15 protein-coding genes are annotated in these 18,177 nt (G+C 34.5%); 12 read left to right on the top strand and 3 right to left on the bottom strand.

The window, feature by feature from the left end; genetic code table 11:
• The first annotated feature begins 69 nt into the window (after positions 1–69).
• Both STERM_RS19615 and STERM_RS22445 read left to right on the top strand, forming a co-directional pair.
• Positions 70–4,116 carry an autotransporter outer membrane beta-barrel domain-containing protein gene (locus STERM_RS19615; RefSeq protein WP_012863361.1) on the top strand — a complete coding sequence of 1,349 codons (4,047 nt, stop codon included), beginning with the start codon at positions 70–72 and terminating at the stop codon, positions 4,114–4,116.
• 118 nt (positions 4,117–4,234) lie between these two features.
• Positions 4,235–4,603 carry a YHYH domain-containing protein gene (locus STERM_RS22445; RefSeq protein ID WP_012863360.1) on the top strand — a complete coding sequence of 123 codons (369 nt, stop codon included), beginning with the start codon at positions 4,235–4,237 and terminating at the stop codon, positions 4,601–4,603.
• Between the two features lie 64 nt (positions 4,604–4,667).
• On the opposite strand, the gene msrB is transcribed toward STERM_RS22445, so the two are convergent.
• Positions 4,668–5,093 carry a peptide-methionine (R)-S-oxide reductase MsrB gene (gene msrB, locus STERM_RS19605; RefSeq protein ID WP_012863359.1) on the bottom strand — a complete coding sequence of 142 codons (426 nt, stop codon included), beginning with the start codon at positions 5,091–5,093 and terminating at the stop codon, positions 4,668–4,670.
• A 23-nt stretch (positions 5,094–5,116) separates the two neighbouring features.
• A complete protein-coding gene (locus tag STERM_RS19600) occupies positions 5,117–5,779 on the bottom strand; it encodes a Crp/Fnr family transcriptional regulator (protein WP_012863358.1) in 663 nt (220 codons plus the stop codon).
• Positions 5,780–6,047: 268 nt separating this feature from the next.
• Here STERM_RS19600 and STERM_RS19595 point away from each other — a divergent pair, with 268 nt between their 5' ends.
• Positions 6,048–6,503: a hypothetical protein gene (locus tag STERM_RS19595; RefSeq protein WP_012863357.1), complete on the top strand. Its 456-nt coding sequence runs from the start codon at positions 6,048–6,050 to the stop codon at positions 6,501–6,503.
• A 70-nt stretch (positions 6,504–6,573) separates the two neighbouring features.
• The gene (gene hcp / locus STERM_RS19590; protein ID WP_012863356.1) at positions 6,574–8,229 is read left to right on the top strand and encodes a hydroxylamine reductase; all 1,656 of its coding nucleotides are present in this window, start codon (positions 6,574–6,576) and stop codon (positions 8,227–8,229) included.
• A gap of 118 nt (positions 8,230–8,347) precedes the next feature.
• Here hcp and STERM_RS19585 read toward each other — a convergent pair whose 3' ends face one another.
• Complete coding sequence (locus STERM_RS19585) at positions 8,348–9,088, bottom strand: MBL fold metallo-hydrolase (protein WP_012863355.1); 741 nt, start codon at positions 9,086–9,088, stop codon at positions 8,348–8,350.
• A 215-nt stretch (positions 9,089–9,303) separates the two neighbouring features.
• Between STERM_RS19585 and STERM_RS19580 the strand changes: the two genes are divergently transcribed.
• From STERM_RS19580 to STERM_RS19545, 8 genes are all read left to right on the top strand, one after another.
• Positions 9,304–9,969 carry a hypothetical protein gene (locus STERM_RS19580; RefSeq protein ID WP_012863354.1) on the top strand — a complete coding sequence of 222 codons (666 nt, stop codon included), beginning with the start codon at positions 9,304–9,306 and terminating at the stop codon, positions 9,967–9,969.
• Between the two features lie 16 nt (positions 9,970–9,985).
• Positions 9,986–10,657: a hypothetical protein gene (locus tag STERM_RS19575; protein ID WP_012863353.1), complete on the top strand. Its 672-nt coding sequence runs from the start codon at positions 9,986–9,988 to the stop codon at positions 10,655–10,657.
• Between the two features lie 10 nt (positions 10,658–10,667).
• The gene (locus STERM_RS19570; protein WP_012863352.1) at positions 10,668–11,312 is read left to right on the top strand and encodes a hypothetical protein; all 645 of its coding nucleotides are present in this window, start codon (positions 10,668–10,670) and stop codon (positions 11,310–11,312) included.
• Between the two features lie 127 nt (positions 11,313–11,439).
• A complete protein-coding gene (locus tag STERM_RS19565) occupies positions 11,440–12,144 on the top strand; it encodes a hypothetical protein (RefSeq protein WP_012863351.1) in 705 nt (234 codons plus the stop codon).
• Positions 12,145–12,325: 181 nt separating this feature from the next.
• Complete coding sequence (locus tag STERM_RS19560) at positions 12,326–13,162, top strand: HAD-IIB family hydrolase (RefSeq protein ID WP_012863350.1); 837 nt, start codon at positions 12,326–12,328, stop codon at positions 13,160–13,162.
• A 23-nt stretch (positions 13,163–13,185) separates the two neighbouring features.
• Positions 13,186–14,016 carry an HAD family hydrolase gene (locus tag STERM_RS19555; RefSeq protein WP_012863349.1) on the top strand — a complete coding sequence of 277 codons (831 nt, stop codon included), beginning with the start codon at positions 13,186–13,188 and terminating at the stop codon, positions 14,014–14,016.
• A 397-nt stretch (positions 14,017–14,413) separates the two neighbouring features.
• Positions 14,414–16,579: a Tex family protein gene (locus STERM_RS19550; protein ID WP_012863348.1), complete on the top strand. Its 2,166-nt coding sequence runs from the start codon at positions 14,414–14,416 to the stop codon at positions 16,577–16,579.
• A 32-nt stretch (positions 16,580–16,611) separates the two neighbouring features.
• Complete coding sequence (locus STERM_RS19545; RefSeq protein ID WP_012863347.1) at positions 16,612–18,159, top strand: L-lactate permease; 1,548 nt, start codon at positions 16,612–16,614, stop codon at positions 18,157–18,159.
• The last annotated feature ends 18 nt before the right edge of the window (positions 18,160–18,177 follow it).

Raw genomic sequence — 18,177 nt, 5'->3', positions numbered from 1 at the left:
CATAAATTAAAAGGATGTATTATTAATATAACGGAGCAGAGTATAGTTCCGAAAAAATGAAAAGTTGTGATGAAAATGAAAAAAATAATGTTTTTAATGGCTTTAATTTCGGTTATATCAAATGCAGAAATAACTGTTAATAGTTCACAAGATACTAGAAATATAAGTAAACGTATAAATTCTATAGATGATATGACTGTAAATGGAGACGGTGCATATAAAAACGGTGGGGATCCAAAGGATATGGACTATACGAAATTCTTAAACGGGTATAGTGTTGATGGAGACGGGTTTGTTAGTATTGATGACGATGTGCTTATATTTGAAAATAATCATGTTATAGATCTTAACGGTGAGTATAACAGCGGTATTATGGTCAAAAATAACGGCTCAGCGGGAAATTCAGGAATTATTAATATTTACGGAAAAGGCGGAATAGGTCTTTTCACGGGAGACGGTACAGGAACTTTGGTAAACAGACAGACTGGTATCATAAATGTTTCAAATTCCGGAATAGGAATAGCCTCTGCAGGGTGGCCGTATAATAATTTTATCGGAAGTATACGGAATGACGGTACTATAACGATAGACGGTGCCGGAACAGGAATAAGAATCAGCGGGGCTATAGATAGAGACGGCGGAACAGCAGAAAATAACGGTAAAATAGAGTTGAACGGCGGCGGAGACAGTATTGGTGTTTATGTCGGAGAATATAATACATTTATAAATAATGGTGAAATTTCCGGAACAACAATCGGAACAGAAAAAACTACACTGATTTCAGCGGTTAATCAGGGACAAATTATCAATTCTGCCGATGGAATATTGAGAGGTATGAATAATGCTGTTGGAATAGAAGTTTCAAATGCATATAACTCTAATAAAAGTAAGGTAATAAATGATGGTTATATACTGACTGAAAACGGGGACGGGATTTTTGTTATCGGAGCTGATGTAGTAAATAACGGTATAATAAGTTCCGGAACTGTGGGAATCAGGTCAACAAAATATAGTGGAGAGGTTCCTGCATCTATCGTTTTAAATAATGGAATAATACAAGTACAGGAAAATGGTACTGGTATATATGGTGTTGCATCAACAGTGGAAAATAACGGAATTATAGAAATTAACGGAAATAACACTACAGGAATTCGAATAAGAGGCTATCTTGATGAAGCAAATGCAACTCTCATAAATAATGCCGATATTACTGCAGATCAGAATAAACAAAATGTAATTTTGTTAAAAGCTGTAGGGAGTGGAGTGACAGGAGAAGGAAATGCCGATTTATATAATAATGCAAATCTTACTGCCGAAGGAGAAGACTCTGTTGCAATCTATTCACAGAATGCAGCAAATGTACATAACAGAGGTAATATAACAGTAAATAACGGGACAGGAATTATGCTGCAAAATTCATCTTTAAATGAAGGCGACAATATCGGAACAATCACAGTAAGAGGTTTCGGAACAGGAATTTCAGCAGATTCAGTAAATTCAAATATAGTAAATAACGGAACGATAAATCTGGAAGGTAACGGAACTGGGATATATATAACTTCCGGAAATATCGGTGAAAATAAAAATAGTATAAACTTAAACGGTGCAGGCGGAACGGGTGTGCATATATACAGAGCAGGTACCGCATTCGTGAATTTTGGTTCTGTAGTTTCATCCGGAGGACCTGATAATACAGGGATAAGATCAGAAGAAGGAAATCTCCAGAATCTGGGAGATATAACAATATATAATGGAACTGGAATAGAAAGTACAGGCTCTTATACGATAAATGCAGGAACTATTAATAATAAGGGACCGGAAAGCAAGGGAATTTCTTCTTACAGTTCAAGAATAGATAATACCGGAAGAATAGCAGGAGACGGAACCGGAATAGATATGAAGGATAACAGTATATTATTAAATGACGGAGTGATAGAAGCATTCGGAACCGGGACAGGTGTAATTTCGACAGGATCTTTTATTCTTAATTCAAAAGGCGGGATAATAAGTTCAGAATATAATTCAGGAATATCTGCTTTTGACAGCTCTGTTGAGAATTACGGGATTATAAAAAGTATGGACAGCAGCGGGATCATTTCTAATTTTTCAAGTGTTATAAATAAAGAGCTTATAAATAGTGTAAATGGAACCGGAATAGAATCTTCAAATTCTTATGTCCTTAATGAAGGCACTGTAATATCTGGGAATAAAGGAATATATGCTGATAATAACACCGGAACAATAAATACCGGCGTGATAAATTCGGCAGCCGGTGTCGAAATAACAGCAGGAAGTAATGAATACAGCGGACATTTTTTGAATACGGGTGAAATAAATGGTTTGGACTATGCAATAAAATTCAATAACGGTGATAATGTGCTGGAATTAAATAACGGAAGTAAGATCAGCGGTAAAATACAGGGATCTGAAGGAGATAACACAGTAATTGTAAGTGGAAATGTGGAGCTGGATGAATTAACTGATTTTAGCAAACTCGTGGTAATGGGAGATACGGCATTAAATGGAAATATATATTTAAAACCGACAAATAATGAGAACTATTATACAGCAGCATTCAGCAGCTCAAAAGATCTTACGGATATTTCCAATGAGGCTTCTTTGGGAAACCTTGTATTAACCGGAACAATAAATGTAGGTGTGGACTATGACGGAATAACTGATGAAACTTCAAAAACAGGTAAAATAATAGCAGACAGTATAAATGTACAAAATGGAGATTTAGTATTAAGCAACGGAGGTAAAACAGCTAAAAGTATAACAGAGGAATCGGGACTTACAAATACCGGAGATCAGATAAGGGTAAAAAGTATAGTTATATCAAGCAAACAGCAGGCAGTAGATCCGGAATTTCAGTTTAGCACTTCAGAAGATATGAAAGCAGGAGAAGACTGGATAAGCGAAACAGTTTCAAGAATAGAAAATGGTGTAACTGTACTGGATGAATTATATACTAATGTAAAAGTACCTGTTCCGCCAGTGGAACCGGATTTGAATCCGATTGATGAAAATACGGATACAGACAGCAGCGGAGGCGGAAGTCCGGCAGAACCTGCAGAAGATAACGGAAAGGCAATTCCTTCGGATAATGAAAATACATCGGGAGACTCTGAAATTGTCGTAGATCCGATATATCCGGCAGAAAAAAATACAAATTCTGATGATTCAAAAAAACCGGCTGCAGCTGTAAAAATTAATTATGTTCCTAGAAACAGAGCAGATTTGGATAATATGAATAAAATAACTTCAATATCAGAAAAAATTCTTGATACAGAAGTGGATTTTATGAAGCCGAGAGAAACAATAACATCGCTTGAATATATAGGAACTAAAGGAAATACGGATTTTAACCAGAACAGTATGCATAATTATAATTATGATACAGATGCTGACGGGATCAGCGGAAGTATCGTACATAAATTAAATGATAATATATCTGCGGGAATTACCATTGGTTATATTGATAATGACGTAAGATATTCAAATAATGATACTGAAGAAATTAATTCTGCCAATATCAATATATTTGGAAAATATCAGGCCGGAAATTTTAGTTTTGATGCACACGCAGGCTATGGACATAACGGGCATAAGCAAAAAATAGACTGGCTTGGTGCGGGAATACAGGAAGGCAGATATGATTCAAATGTAGTAAAAACCGGAATTTCTTTTGGTTATAACCAAAAGCTGTATAATGACAGTATAATTTTGCGTCCTGATTTTGGGGTAGAATATACATCGGTTTACGAGGGAACTATAAAAACAGAAAATATGTCTGATATAAGCTCTGTTAAAGGAGACGGATTATCAGGAAAAATAGGCTTGAATCTTATGAATACGACAGGAAAATTAAGATGGAATGCAGGCATAGGATATGAGAGAAGCTTTACCGATACTTATCATAAAGAAAGAAATATGGTAAATAATTACAAAATGGCAAAATTGGATTACGGTCAAGACAATTGGAGCGCCAATATAGATCTGAATTACGGATTGACTGATAAAATTATTATCAAATCAGGTTATGAATATGAAAATAATGAAAATTATGAGAATCATAATTTTAAAGCAGGAATTTCATATATATTGGATAAATAATAAAAAATATTAAAAAAACAGGACTCTGTGGCAGCAGGGTTCTGTTTTTATATACTAAATTTGACAATGATCTTAATCATGGTAAAATTAAATTGAGTTAAAATAAAAAGGAGGCTTCATGAAAAAAATATTATTTTTATTATTCGCGGTAAGTATAGCCTGTTACCCACATTCAGGAAGAACAGACAGCAGCGGCGGACATAACTGTTCTGCAAAATCAAGAGCAAAAGGTCTTTGCACAGGGTATCACTATCATAACAGCGGAATAAGCAGCGGCGGAAAGAAAGTAAAAGTAAAATCGAAGTCGACAACCGAAAATAAAATAAAGGAAATGCAGATGCTTTTGAAAGATTCCGGATATTATAAAGGAAGTATAGACGGTATAATGGGTTCGGGAACACAAAATGCAGCGAAGCGTTATTTGAATGATAAAAATTATAATAATGACAGACTGAATTATTTATTAAAAGCAAACGGATTAATGTAAAAATAAAAAGAAGAACCGTTTGCATTTTTATGAACTCCGGTTCTTCATTACATTTAAATAAATTTTATCTGAATAATGATAAATACTCACTATAGCCTTCTTTTTCAAGGTCTTTCAAAGGAATAAACCTTAGTGAAGCTGAATTCAAACAGTATCTTAATCCGGCAGGTGCGGGACCGTCAGGAAAAACATGGCCGAGATGTGTCTCGGAATTTTTGCTTCTGACTTCTGTACGCGGAAGCCTTAGTTTATAATCATCTGAAAATAAAAGAAGCTTTTCGTCCAGCGGCTTGCTGAAGCTTGGCCAGCCTGTTCCCGAATCGAATTTATCTGCCGAGGAAAATAAAGGTTCTCCTGAAACAATATCCACGTATAATCCGGGTTCTTTATTATCCCAATATTCATTATCAAACGGAGGTTCTGTTCCGCCTTCCTGAGTAACGCTGTACTGAAGCTGAGTAAGCTTTGCTTTTAGTTCTTTTTTATCCATAATATCACTTCCAGTCTGGAAAATTAGATTTTTTCAAATTCTCTGCGATTAATATTATACTTATTTTTCCCTATTCTCTGTAATACTCCTCTGCTGCATAAATTAGAAATTTCACGAGACAGGGAAGGACGTGTAACTCCGAATCTTCTTGAGATTTCCGAAATACTCGGTCTAAAGTGAATAATATTATCCTTGCTGTTTTGTTCAATATAATCTATGATTTTATCCTCTATACTTTTGTTTACAAAATTAAACCAGAGCCTTTTTGAAAGAAACTGGCTTTTATTAGATATTTCATCAAGAAAATTATTAAGAAATTTTTTATTTTCCTGCATACATTCCAAAAGCTTTTCTTTTTCGAGGGAAAGGATTTCACAGTCTGTTCTTGCTACCACATCTACGGGAGTGGTGTTGGAATCTCCGAAGATAAATGCAGAGGCAAAAAGCTCATGTGTCTTAATGATACCGACTTCTATTACATCCCCGTTATATTTCTGCATTTCCGAATAAAGCTCTCCTGACAGATTAATAAGGGCATAATTTATTTTATCACCTCTAAAGTAGATGGTTTCATCCTTTTTATATTTTTTTATTTTGTAATTTAGTTTCAGAATAATCTGCTTTATTTCCTCAGTATTCATATCCTTAAATATAGAAATATTTTTCAGGGTATTTAGAAGTTCCAAAAAGGTCTCCTCCTTACGTTAGTTATATTAATTTATTATATAATAATGTGAGAAGAATGTAAATAAGGATGTGCATCTTGTTTTACAGGAAACCTCCCTGAACAGAATTTTTATCATATAAATCTCTTTAAATCTTCTGAAGTGTATATGTTATATATTTACCAAAAAAGTTATTTATAATTTTTTATAAAGTGTAACATAAGTTACGAAATAAAAGAAATATTTATTATACAATAAGCATGTAAATAATGAAACTTTAGGAGGAAAAATGACAGGATGTCCAGGCTCAAAAGCAATGAGCTTAAATGAAAATATCAGTGAAAATAAATCAGGAGATTTGAATTCACAATTAAAGCAGTGGCCTATACAGCTTCATCTGATTTCACCGGCAGCTCCGTATTATGAGGAGAGTGATCTGCTGCTTGCTGCTGACTGTACAGCCTTCGCAATGGGTGATTTTCATACTAATTACCTGAAAGGAAAATCAGTGGCTATAGCCTGTCCAAAGCTGGACTCAGATCAGGATGTATATGTAAAAAAAGTAAGACAGCTTATCGACCACGCGAAAGTGAAATCTATTACAGTATTGGTAATGGAAGTACCGTGCTGTATGGGACTGGTGCAGACGGTAAGGGAGGCGCTCAGTCAGAGCGAATTAAAGCCGCCGGTAAAAATAAAAATTGTCGGATTAAAAGGTAATATAAAAGATGAAATTATGTTATAATAACTTAGAGAATTTTTTTAAAGTTTTTATATAGTAAAAGTTAAGAAAAAATTTTTTGGAGGTAAAGAGAATGAGTATGTTTTGTTTTCAATGTCAGGAGACATTTAAGAATCACGGATGTACAGTCAGAGGAGTATGCGGTAAAACTGACGATGTTGCTAATCTGCAGGATGCATTAATATTTGCTTTAAAAGGTATGGCAAATTATTCGTCACAGTTAAGAAAGGTAAAGAAGGTTTCAAGCGAAATTGACGGATTTTTGTTTAAGGCTCTTTTTACTACAATAACAAATGCAAACTTTGATGCGAAAGATATGGTGGAAGACATAAAAAAAGCCATAGAGTACAGAAAGAGCATTAAGGCGGAACTGGAAAAAGAAGGTGTGACGCTCGATCCTAAATTTGAGGGAAAACCACTTACAACATGGGAGTTTACTACAAAAGAGGAAGCAGAAATGCTGGCTCCGAAGGTAGGAGTATTAAGAACGGAAAACGAGGATGTAAGATCACTGAGAGAAATAATTTTATACGGATTAAAAGGGATATCAGCCTATGGCTTCCATGCTTACAATCTTGGAAAAATAAGTGAAGAGCTTTATGCTTTTTATGAAAAAGCACTTCTTGCTACTGAAGATGAAAGTCTTAGCGGGGAAGAGCTTACGAATCTTGTATTTGAGACTGGGAAGCATGGTGTAGACGTAATGGCTTTATTAGATGAAGCTAATACAAGTACATTTGGAAATCCTGAGATAACAGAAGTAAATATAGGTGTAAGAAAAAATCCTGCAATTTTGATTTCGGGACATGATCTGAAGGACATGAAAGAGCTGCTGGAACAGACAGAGGGAACAGGAGTGGATGTATATACACATTCGGAAATGCTGCCGGCACATTATTATCCTGAGTTCAAAAAGTATAAGCATCTGGCAGGGAACTACGGGAATGCATGGTATCATCAGGTAAAAGAATTCGAAACTTTTAACGGACCAGTAATTTTCACTACAAACTGTCTTGTACCGCCGAGACCTAATTCTACATATAATGACAGAATATTTACACTAAATGCCACTGGTTATCCTGAATGGAAAAAATTAGAAGCAGATGAAAACGGAAAATTTGACTTTACAGAAGTAATAGAACTGGCTAAAAAATGTGATCCTCCGAAAGAGATAGAAACAGGAACAATCGTAGGAGGATTTGCACATGCACAGGTATTTGCACTTGCGGATAAAATAGTAGATGCAGTAAAATCCGGTGCAATAAAGAAATTTATAGTAATGAGCGGATGCGATGCAAGAATGAATGACAGGGAGTATTATACAAAGTTTGCTGAGGCTCTTCCTAAAGATACAGTAATTCTTACATCAGGCTGTGCAAAATACAGATATAACAAGCTGAATCTCGGAGATATCGGAGGAATACCGAGAGTACTTGATGCAGGACAGTGCAATGATTCATACTCATGGGCAGTAGTAGCATTAAAGCTGAAAGAGATATTTAATGCAAATGATATAAATGACCTTCCTATAGAGTTTAATGTTGCATGGTATGAGCAAAAAGCAGTAATAGTATTGCTTGCATTATTGTATCTTGGAATAAAAAATATACATGTAGGTCCGACACTGCCTGCATTTATATCACCGAGCGTGGCAAAGCTTCTGAACGAGCAGCTAGGTCTTACAGGAATAACAGATGTAGAAACAGATTTAAGAGAGTTTTTTGCTTGAATATTTATATATAAAAGAATGCTGTATTAAAACAATTTACGTTTTAATACAGCTTCTTTAGTATTTGAGGAAATTTTTATCAGAATAAAAAAGGACATGAACTGTCCATGGGTGAATATTATTTATTTTGTGAGACTGCATCTAATATTTCTCTTTTTATATCAGATGGATTTCCTTCTTTGGTTCCGCTGTGGTAGCAGAGAATTCTTCCGATAGAATATTGTGCCAGTTTTCTCACTGATTCCTCTGCTTTTTCAGGATTTTCCGAAAATTGCGGGAATGGAATTTCAAGTTTGCTATTTTCTATTACCAGTGCATCTCCCGCGATCAAAGTCTGTTCTTTTGGAAAATAAAAAGAAACATGTCCTTTCGTATGGCCCGGAGTAGAGATAACCTTTGCATTGCCGTCCAAAAGCAGCATATCATCATACAGAAGAAAATCTACTTTATCAGCTTCAACAGATTTTAAATACTTTTGAAATATAATTCCCTCGTTCTGCTTTTCTTCTGAAAGACGGGCCTGTAATTCTACAGCCTGCTTCAATCTCAGAGGAGTTTCCCTACCTTCTATAAAGGGAACCTCACCTGCCCCTGCATAGACTTTTATATGGGGATATTTTTCTCTTATGGCATGGAGAGAGCCTATATGGTCATGATCATGGTGGGTAATCCAGATACGTGTGAGATCGGAAAATGACTCTCCGTTTTCGCGGAAAGCTTTTTCTAAATTTGAAAGCATATTCTGATATCCTGCATCTACCAAAATGAGCTCATTTTTATATCTGATCAAAGTAGGATAAATAAAATTTTTTTCTCCGGAAAATGTAAAATCAAGCTTAATTTCCTTTATAACAGGCATATTTTTCACCTCATTTAATTTTTGTATAATAAATTATAAGACATTTAAGAAAAAAAATCAATTTTATATAAAAATAATTCCTGTATTGCTTAAGCAGCAGCTAATGCAATCCTGCTTGAAAGAACAGAAAAAATATTTGGACTGCAGCAGTCTTTATTTAATTTTATTTTTATGGTATAATTTTATGTATATTTGGTAAGCTTTAAGGAGGTTGCATGAAGAAAGGAATCTTAATAATATTATTGGTTTTAATGGTCTTGTCTTGTGGAACTTCAAAGAAAGTAACACTTCCGGATAAAGATATAAAAATAGAAAATGAAACTGTATTTTTTAAAAATGAAAAATATACAGGAAAGATAAATCTAAAGGATAAAAATAGTGTATCCGGATTTATAACATTTAAGGACGGTCATCTTGACGGTCCCACTGAACTGAAAAATGACAAAAAACAAATGTACACAAAATTTAATATAGTTAATAACCAATTTGAAGGTGAAACAGTAGTAAAAAATGCAGATCAGGGAATAAACATGACTGTAAATTATAATAACGGAAAAATAGTAAAGCTTTTGGGAGATTATTCAAAAACAGTAAAGTATGACATTACATTTGTAGACGGACTGGCTAACGGCTGGTTTGAATCTGAAGGTGAAAAATTTGTTTTCTCTGACGGGGTACTTACTCTTGAAGAGGATGGTATTACTACAGAAGTGAAATATTATGTAAATCAGGAAACCGGGGATATGGGAATGGAATTCTTTATTAACGGGAAATCTGCAGGAAGAGACGAGAAACCAAACAAAGTTTTTGGAATGGAATATTTTAGAATAATAGCAATATCCAGTATTCTGGAAGAAAACAGTAAAGGAAAGGACAAATAAAGCATAGGAGATAGGAATGAAAAGATTTTTTTTATTTATTTTACCGGTTTTACTGGTAATTACAGCATGTAAAGCACCGGAAGAAATAGTCCTGCCGGATAAAAATTTAAATGTGGCTGACAGAACAATAGTATACAAAAAAGAACCATACACTGGCAAACTGGTTCTTCCGAAAAGTCCCAGAGGCAATGAAGGATATATGTATGTAAAAGACGGTCACCTGGAAGGAAATGCAGAGATAAAAAATGAAAAAGACGGATTCCTGTTAAAATATAACATAAACGCTGGTAAATTTCAGGGAGAGCTTTTATACAAAAGCGGTGACGGACAGCTTACTCTTAATGTTGACAAAGGAGTAATACTTTCTATGCAGATGAGTAATGATAAAGAAAAGACAGAGTATAACTTTACATTTACAGACGGACTTGCAAACGGGGTATTTCGTCATGAGAATAAAAAAAACACAGCTGAAATTGTATTTACAGACGGCATGGCGAAAATAGAAAATGACGGCAACATAGATGTGGAAGCAAAATTTTCAATAAATCAGAATACCTGGATGATAACAATGGAAAGCTTTGTTGACGGAAAATCTTATTCCAAAACAGAAAAATTTTTGGGAATAAATTTGGAAACAATAGAAGACATAGTATTTAGCTCCATAGAGGATTATAAAACTCAAAAGTAGAGGAGGACAAATGAAAAGATTACTATTAATTATTATATGTACATTGGGAATTCTGTCTTGCGGGGTGCCGAAGGAAGTAACAGTACCGGATAAGCATCTTAATTATAAAGACAATATAGTTCTGTATAATGAAAAGCCTTACACAGGAAAAGTAAAACTAAAGAAAATTGCTGAGAAGGAACAGTTTGAAGAAGGATACATAAGTGTGAAGGACGGGAAGCTGGAGGGAATTACGGATTTTAAAAACGATGCTGCAAAAACACATTTCAAATTTGATGTAAAAAGCGGAAAATTTAACGGGGAATATATATTGAAGCATCCGTTAATAGGGGATTTTGTTATGAACTTTGAAAACGGAGAACTAAAAGAACTGAAAGGAAAATTTCCCAATGATATAAATCAGGATCTGATATTTGATAAAGACGGCAATGTGAACGGTCTTATAGAACAAGGCGGTAAGCAGCTTGATTTTCAAGGCGGAGTGGCTGTAAAGGATACTCTGAAAGTAAAAATGTTTTTGGATACCGAAACAAAGCAAAAGCTTGTTACAGAAGTATATGAGGGAGATAAATTAATGGCAAGGGAAGAAAATATACTTTTGTTTACAGTAAAGGATTTTACGGAGGAATTATTACCTGTAACAGGGCTGCAATAAAAAGATAGATTAATACCGGGATTATATTTCCGGTATTTTTTTCTTTCGGCTGTATTATTAATTGATTTTCCGTTTATTTTGTGTTATTATCTTTTTTTAAAATATACAACTTGAGAAAGGAAGTTTTATGAAGAGATATTTATTAATGCTGACTCTTATTTTAGGTCTTGTAATATCATGCATGCCCAAAGAAGTAGCTCTTCCCAATAAAAATCTGAAATATGAAAAGGGAGAGATTACACATAAGGGTAAGGTATATAAAGGAGTGGTTACTTATAAAGGGCAGCCGTATACAGGAAAAATAGCAACAAGTGCGAAAGAAAAGCTTACCTCCGGCTGGAGCGGATTTATTAATCTGAAAGACGGGCATTTGGACGGAATGACAGAAGTTAAGAATACAAAAGGGGAGTATACAAAATTCAATGTCATAAATTCTAAATTCGACGGGGAATACGCAGCTAAAATGAATAAAACAGGGAATGTAACGATATTTTTTAAAGACGGACGCCCTGAATCCACGAAAATAGAGATGAAAACACTTACAACTGCAATAAAGCAGGATTTTACAATAGATGTAGACGGTAAAATAAACGGAGAAATGACAGCTTACGGTAGTACAATTATATTTAAAGACGGAGCTGCCGAGGTAAACGGAATGACAATGAAGCTGTATTTAAATGATAAAAATAAAATTATAACGGAAATTTATCAGGGGGATAAACTGATTCAGAAGGATGAGCCAAAAACTTCCCTTGTACCTGAATTACTTGAAAAACTTATATTTCCGACAATGATAAATGGAGAAAAAATGGATATGAGCCTTGTAATTTAATTTATTAATAAAATATTTGAAAAAATTTATATGAAAAACCTGATCTGTTCGAAAAAAAACAAGTCAGGTTTTTTTGTTTTCTATCTTTATTTGTCAGTATATTATATGCCGAAAGTTTTCATGAATGTAATTTTCTTCTGCTATATGGTATAATAAAATAAAAAATAAAGGGGAAAGAAAAATGATAAAATTATTTGTATCAGATTTGGACGGAACACTAATCCATGAGCCGAAAACCGGCATTGAACCTAATGAAAGAAATGTAAATGCGATAAGACTCCTACATGAGAACGATATTGAATTTGCAGTAGCAACAGGAAGGTTTGACTATCATATTCTGGAAATAGAAGGGTATATAGAATCACAAAACTACAGAATAGGTTTGAACGGGGGGACAATATACGCAAAAGACAATACTCTTATAAGGGAAAATGCTTTTACGTATGAGGAAGCCGAGAAATTAAAAAACGATATTGAAAAAAATTATATGAAAGAACTGAATTATCTGGTCTTACAGACTGTGGAAGCGAAAAGATATATTAAATATCCGAATTTTTGGAAAAAAGCAGTGAATTTTTACGGATATCAGCGCCGATTTAATGCAATCAGCTATTCCGGAGATCTGATAAAAGAGCTTGCCGGAAGAAATGAAAAAATAATGAAAGTCCTTATAGCTACTGATTCTGAAAATAAATATATCCTCCAGGAAAAACTAAGAGAAAGACATTCTGAGGCCGAGATTACTATTTCAGGTCCTGTAAGTATTGAAATAGTACCCAAAGGCAATACAAAAGGGAATGCCATGAGAGTGGTAATGGAGAAAAAAAAACTGAAAGAAAACGAAGTAGCCTTTATAGGAGATTCTTATAATGATATTTCCGGCTTTGAAGCATGCAAATACAGCTTTGCCATGTCTCACGCAGACGATTTTATAAAAAGCAGGGCGGCATTTGTAGTAGACACTGTAGCAGATGCAGTGGATACAGTAATAAAAATAAACAGAGAAAACGGACTTTAAAATAAAACTACGGGAGATTTTTAATGATAAAAATATTTATCTCTGATCTGGATGGAACATTAATATATAAGGCAAGAAATCATGTGCGGCCGAATCAGGCAAATGAAAAAGCCCTGAATGAACTGAAAAATAATAATATCAAACTTGCAGTAGCAACAGGACGTCTGGAAAAATCCATATACGAAGTAGAACGAAATCTAAAAATTCCTTTATATAAAATAAGTGTAAATGGTGCTGTTGTATCAGATATAAATAATAAATTAATACATGAGAGCTTTTTGAAAAAGAGTGCAGTACGGGAAATAATAAAAAAACTGGAAAAGAAATATATGAAGGATATTTATTTTTATGTACTGGTAACTGACAAGTCCAATAATTATTTCAGACCTGCGGCCTTTGTGAGCAGATTTGTGAATTTCCTGTATAAAAAAAGGTTTAATACAAAATATCTGACCAGAGGACATTTGAGACTTTTATTATCAGATAGTGAAAAAGTACTGAAAATAAATATTGGAACAGGGAAAGAGAAAAAATACAGCCTGCTGGAAGAGATGCAGAAGGAATTTTTTGAAAGCGAGATATTTATAACAGGCAGCAGAAGCGTGGAGGTAGGGCCTGAAAATAATTCCAAGGGAAGTGCGGTAATAAAGCTTCTTGAATATCTGGATATAAGCCCTGATGAAGCAGCATACATAGGTGATTCATATAATGATCTGCCCGGCTTTAAAGTGTGTAAATACAGCTTTGCTATGGCACATGCAGAAGAAAGTATAAAGGAACAGGCAGCTTTTGTGGTAAAAAGCGTGGCTGAAGCAACAGATAAAGTAATGGAGATTAACAGAAAAAGTGAATGAAGCCGGAAACAAAGCATAAAAAAATATTGCGGAAGCGGTTATTTTATCTGAAAAACAGTAAGCTTTCAAAGATAACCTGAAAAGATATCAGGAATTTTTGATTAAGATAATAGATTAAAATCAGGAGAACTGTGATAAAACAGGATATTTAATCTGCGACGGAGAAGAAAAATTCTGACCGGCAGTATTTAAGAAATTCTGCTTTATTACAGTTTTTTTATTTCGGGATTGAGGAGAACTTACTTAAAAAATATTCTGTATTTACAGCTGAAATTAAAAATAATTGTAATTAACAATAAAATGTCCCGAAAAAAGTCATATTTGCCAAAAGACTAGATATTTTAACGTTATTATGTTAAAATAAAAGATATTTTTTAGAAATTTGGAGGAATTTACTTTGGATATTTTGAAAGCTGCTGCAAATGAAATGGGCCTGAAAGTAGTACAGGTAGAAAGCACAATGAATCTTTATGACGAAGGAGCTACTGTACCTTTTATTGCACGTTACAGAAAAGAAGTTACCGGGAATCTTGATGAGGAGAAAATCAGAGAACTCATAGAAAAAGTATCATACTACAGAAACCTTGAGAAAAGAAAAGAAGAAGTACTGAGATTAATCGAGGAACAGGGAAAACTAACCGAGGAACTGAAAACAAGCATAATAAATGCAGTGAAGTTACAGGAAGTAGAAGATCTCTATCTCCCATACAAAAAAAAGAAAAAAACAAAAGCAGACGTAGCTGCAGAAAATGGACTGGAGCCCCTGTCTTTATTTTTGATGGATAAAAATGTAAATATGGAAGCATTGAAAAAAGAGGCGGAAAAATATATAAATGAACAGGTTCCGGGAATTGATGAAGCTATTGAGGGAGCAAAGCTGATTATAGCGCAGAATATTTCCGAAAATGCCAAATACAGAGAATCTATACGTGACAGAATCAGCAAATACGGAGTGCTGACTTCAAAGGTGATAGAAAAAAACAAAGTAAATGATGTAAAAGGTGTCTATCAGGATTACTATAAATATTCCGAACCTTTGACACGGGCAGCTTCACACAGGATTCTTGCCTTAAACAGAGGTGAAAACGAGAAAATATTAAAAGTAGATATAGAAATAGATGAAACTACACATAAATATATAGTAGATAATATTTTAAGAGGATTTCAAAATAAAAATCTTACGGAATTTTTTACAGAGGTTATAGAAGATTCACTCAGCAGACTGGTTTACCCGTCTATAAAAAATGAAGTAAGAAATATATATACAGAAAAATCAGAAGTAGAAGCAATAGATATATTTAAGGATAATCTGGAAAAATTATTATTACAGCCTCCACTGTATAAGAAAGCTATAATGGGACTGGATCCCGGCTACAGAACAGGGTGTAAGCTTGTAGTCATTAATAAAGACGGCTTCTATGAAAAAGATGATGTAGTGTTTCTTGTGGAGGAGATGCATTCTCCAAGACAGGTAAGCGAAGCTAAAAAGAAAATATTACAGTATATAGAAGATTATGACGTGGATATAATAGCAATAGGAAACGGAACTGCTTCAAGAGAAACGGAAAGCTTTGTTGCCAAAGTGATAAAGGAATCTAAAAAGAAGGTATTTTATCTTATTGTAAATGAAGCGGGAGCTTCTGTATATTCTGCTTCAAAGCTTGCAAAAGAGGAATTTCCCGATTTAGATGTAACAGCAAGAGGAGCTGTTTCGATAGCAAGAAGAATTCAGGATCCTATGGCGGAGCTGGTAAAAATAGATCCGAAGTCAATAGGCGTAGGAATGTACCAGCATGATGTAAACCAGAAGACACTGAATGAATCGCTGGAGCAGACAATAGAACATGTAGTTAACAATGTAGGAGTAAATATAAATACAGCTTCATGGGCACTGTTAAGCTATGTTTCGGGAATCAAAAAAAATGTGGCTAAAAATCTGGTAGATTACAGACATGAAAACGGGGACTTTAAAAAAAGAGCAGAACTAAAGAAAGTAAAAGGTCTCGGAGCCAAAGCCTTTGAACAGATGGCAGGATTTATAGTGATTCCTGACAGTGCGAATCCTTTGGACAATACGATAATTCACCCTGAGTCATATAAAATAGCTGAAAAAATACTCGGTGAAGCAGGATGCAGCCTGAAAGACCTGAAGGCAGATATAAAAGGAACACAGGAAAAACTGGAAAAGTTAAATATCGAAAAAATAATAAAGGAAAATGAATTCGGTGAGGAAACAGCAAAAGATATATACAATGCTCTTCTAAAAGGCAGAAGAGATCCGCGTGAAGAGTTTGAAAAGCCGTTATTAAGATCTGATATACTGAATATGAATGATCTTGCCGACGGGATGATTCTTGAAGGAACTGTCAGAAATGTGGCGAAATTCGGTGTATTTGTAGATATAGGACTAAAAAACGATGCTTTGATACACGTATCGGAATTATCGAATAAATTTATTTCAGATCCTACAAAAGTACTTTCTGTAGGTGAAATAATAAAGGTAAAAATTCTTTCCATAGATAAAAACAGGGGAAGAGTAGCATTAACAAGAAAAGGATTATAGTCAGTATTTAATTAAAGATAGGAGTATTTAAATTGATAGATTTTATATTAGGATTACTCCCGATAATATTATTTTTTTCATTGATAGTAATATTTAAGAAAAGTACACTTATATCTTCATTTATGAGCCTTTTGGCAGCAATAATACTGAATTTTATAAATCCGGGCTGGCAGATGTCTCCAGTGGGAACTGTTTTGTCAGTAATAGAAGGATTTTTAGTGGCATTGTGGCCTATAGGCTGCATAGTCATAGCAGCATTGTTCTGTTACAGTCTGTCACTTGAGACAGGACAGATAAATATAATAAAGAAAACTCTTGAGGGAATATCAGGAGACAGAAGAATGCAGGTTCTGCTTATTGCATGGGGCTTTGGCAGCTTTATGGAAGGTGTGGCGGGATACGGGACATCAGTAGCAATCCCTGCGGGGATACTTCTGGTTTTAGGCTTTGGTCCTCTTTATTCGGCACTTATATGCCTTATATCCATAGGCGGATCCAATTCATTCGGCTCTGTAGGAATTCCGGTTATTATGCTTGCTAACCAGGTAAAGCTGGATTACAGGATAATGGGCGTAAATGTGGCAGTACAGCTCCTTCCCTTTATAGTAATAATACCTGTAATACTTGTAATACTTGCTGGAAGAAGGGATTCCAAAAGAATAAGAGATGCCTTTGATAAAAAAATAATCTGTGTCCTTATTGCATGTACTGTTGCTTATATACCGGCAATACTTACGGCTGTATTTATCGGACCGGAAATGCCTGCTATAATAGGCGGGGTTCTGATTATGGCTGCTGTAATAATTATGTCAAAGCTCTTATATAAAAATGAGGAAAATAAAGAAAAAATAAGATTCAAAACTGCTTTGAAAGCCTTTTTGCCTTATATTTTTATGGTAATATTCATACTTATGGTAAATCCGGCAAACAAAGTACTTTATGAATTTTTGGATAAATATACAACAATCAGTGTAAATTTTTCAGCAGGAGATAATTATAAAGTAGGAAACGGGGAAATTACATATTTTAGGATATTTCTCTCTCCGGTGATTCCTATACTTCTTGCCACTCTTGCAGGAGGACTTCTTCAGGGAACAAGGGTAAAGATTATAGGCAGAACATTTGTCTGGGTAATAAAAAATAATATAAGAACCCTTCTTACCATAATGGGAATAGTTTCTCTGGCTTCCTTTATGAAGCACAGCGGCATTATAATAAGTGTAGCAGACGGATTTACGATGATTACAGGAAGATTCTATCCTTTGATAGCGCCGTTTATAGGGGCGATAGGTACATTTATGACAGGAAGCAATACCTCGGCAAATCTGCTTTTCGGATCTTTGCAGAGCGTAGCAGCTGATAATCTCGGCATAAATAAGTACTGGCTGGTGGCCTCTAATACAGTAGGAGCAACACTCGGGACAATGATATCACTTCAGAGTCTTTCTATTGTTGCGGCAACAGTGGGATTAAAAGGAAAAGAAAATATAGTTTTGAAAAAAGCAGTAAAATACTCGCTGTCCTTACTTGCGGTATTGGCAGTATATGTATATATTATAAGTTTAATTATAAAAAGCTAAAAATAAATGTTTGGAGGA

Origin of the sequence: Sebaldella termitidis ATCC 33386, assembly GCF_000024405.1 — a bacterium.
GTDB lineage: Bacteria > Fusobacteriota > Fusobacteriia > Fusobacteriales > Leptotrichiaceae > Sebaldella > Sebaldella termitidis.
Note: the sequence above shows the minus strand (reverse complement) of the source record. Positions and strands in the feature narration are given on the sequence as shown.

What these genes read in the sequence shown, in the direction of transcription:
- STERM_RS19570 (WP_012863352.1), top strand. Translation starts at nt 10,668, where the DNA reads ATGAAAAGATTACTATTAATTATTATATGTACATTGGGAATTCTGTCT.
- STERM_RS19565 (WP_012863351.1), top strand. Translation starts at nt 11,440, where the DNA reads ATGAAGAGATATTTATTAATGCTGACTCTTATTTTAGGTCTTGTAATA.
- STERM_RS19580 (WP_012863354.1), top strand. Translation starts at nt 9,304, where the DNA reads ATGAAGAAAGGAATCTTAATAATATTATTGGTTTTAATGGTCTTGTCT.
- STERM_RS19585 (WP_012863355.1), bottom strand. Translation starts at nt 9,088, where the DNA reads ATGCCTGTTATAAAGGAAATTAAGCTTGATTTTACATTTTCCGGAGAA.
- STERM_RS19560 (WP_012863350.1), top strand. Translation starts at nt 12,326, where the DNA reads ATGATAAAATTATTTGTATCAGATTTGGACGGAACACTAATCCATGAG.
- hcp (WP_012863356.1), top strand. Translation starts at nt 6,574, where the DNA reads ATGAGTATGTTTTGTTTTCAATGTCAGGAGACATTTAAGAATCACGGA.
- msrB (WP_012863359.1), bottom strand. Translation starts at nt 5,093, where the DNA reads ATGGATAAAAAAGAACTAAAAGCAAAGCTTACTCAGCTTCAGTACAGC.
- STERM_RS19615 (WP_012863361.1), top strand. Translation starts at nt 70, where the DNA reads ATGAAAATGAAAAAAATAATGTTTTTAATGGCTTTAATTTCGGTTATA.
- STERM_RS19595 (WP_012863357.1), top strand. Translation starts at nt 6,048, where the DNA reads ATGACAGGATGTCCAGGCTCAAAAGCAATGAGCTTAAATGAAAATATC.
- STERM_RS19555 (WP_012863349.1), top strand. Translation starts at nt 13,186, where the DNA reads ATGATAAAAATATTTATCTCTGATCTGGATGGAACATTAATATATAAG.
- STERM_RS22445 (WP_012863360.1), top strand. Translation starts at nt 4,235, where the DNA reads ATGAAAAAAATATTATTTTTATTATTCGCGGTAAGTATAGCCTGTTAC.
- STERM_RS19575 (WP_012863353.1), top strand. Translation starts at nt 9,986, where the DNA reads ATGAAAAGATTTTTTTTATTTATTTTACCGGTTTTACTGGTAATTACA.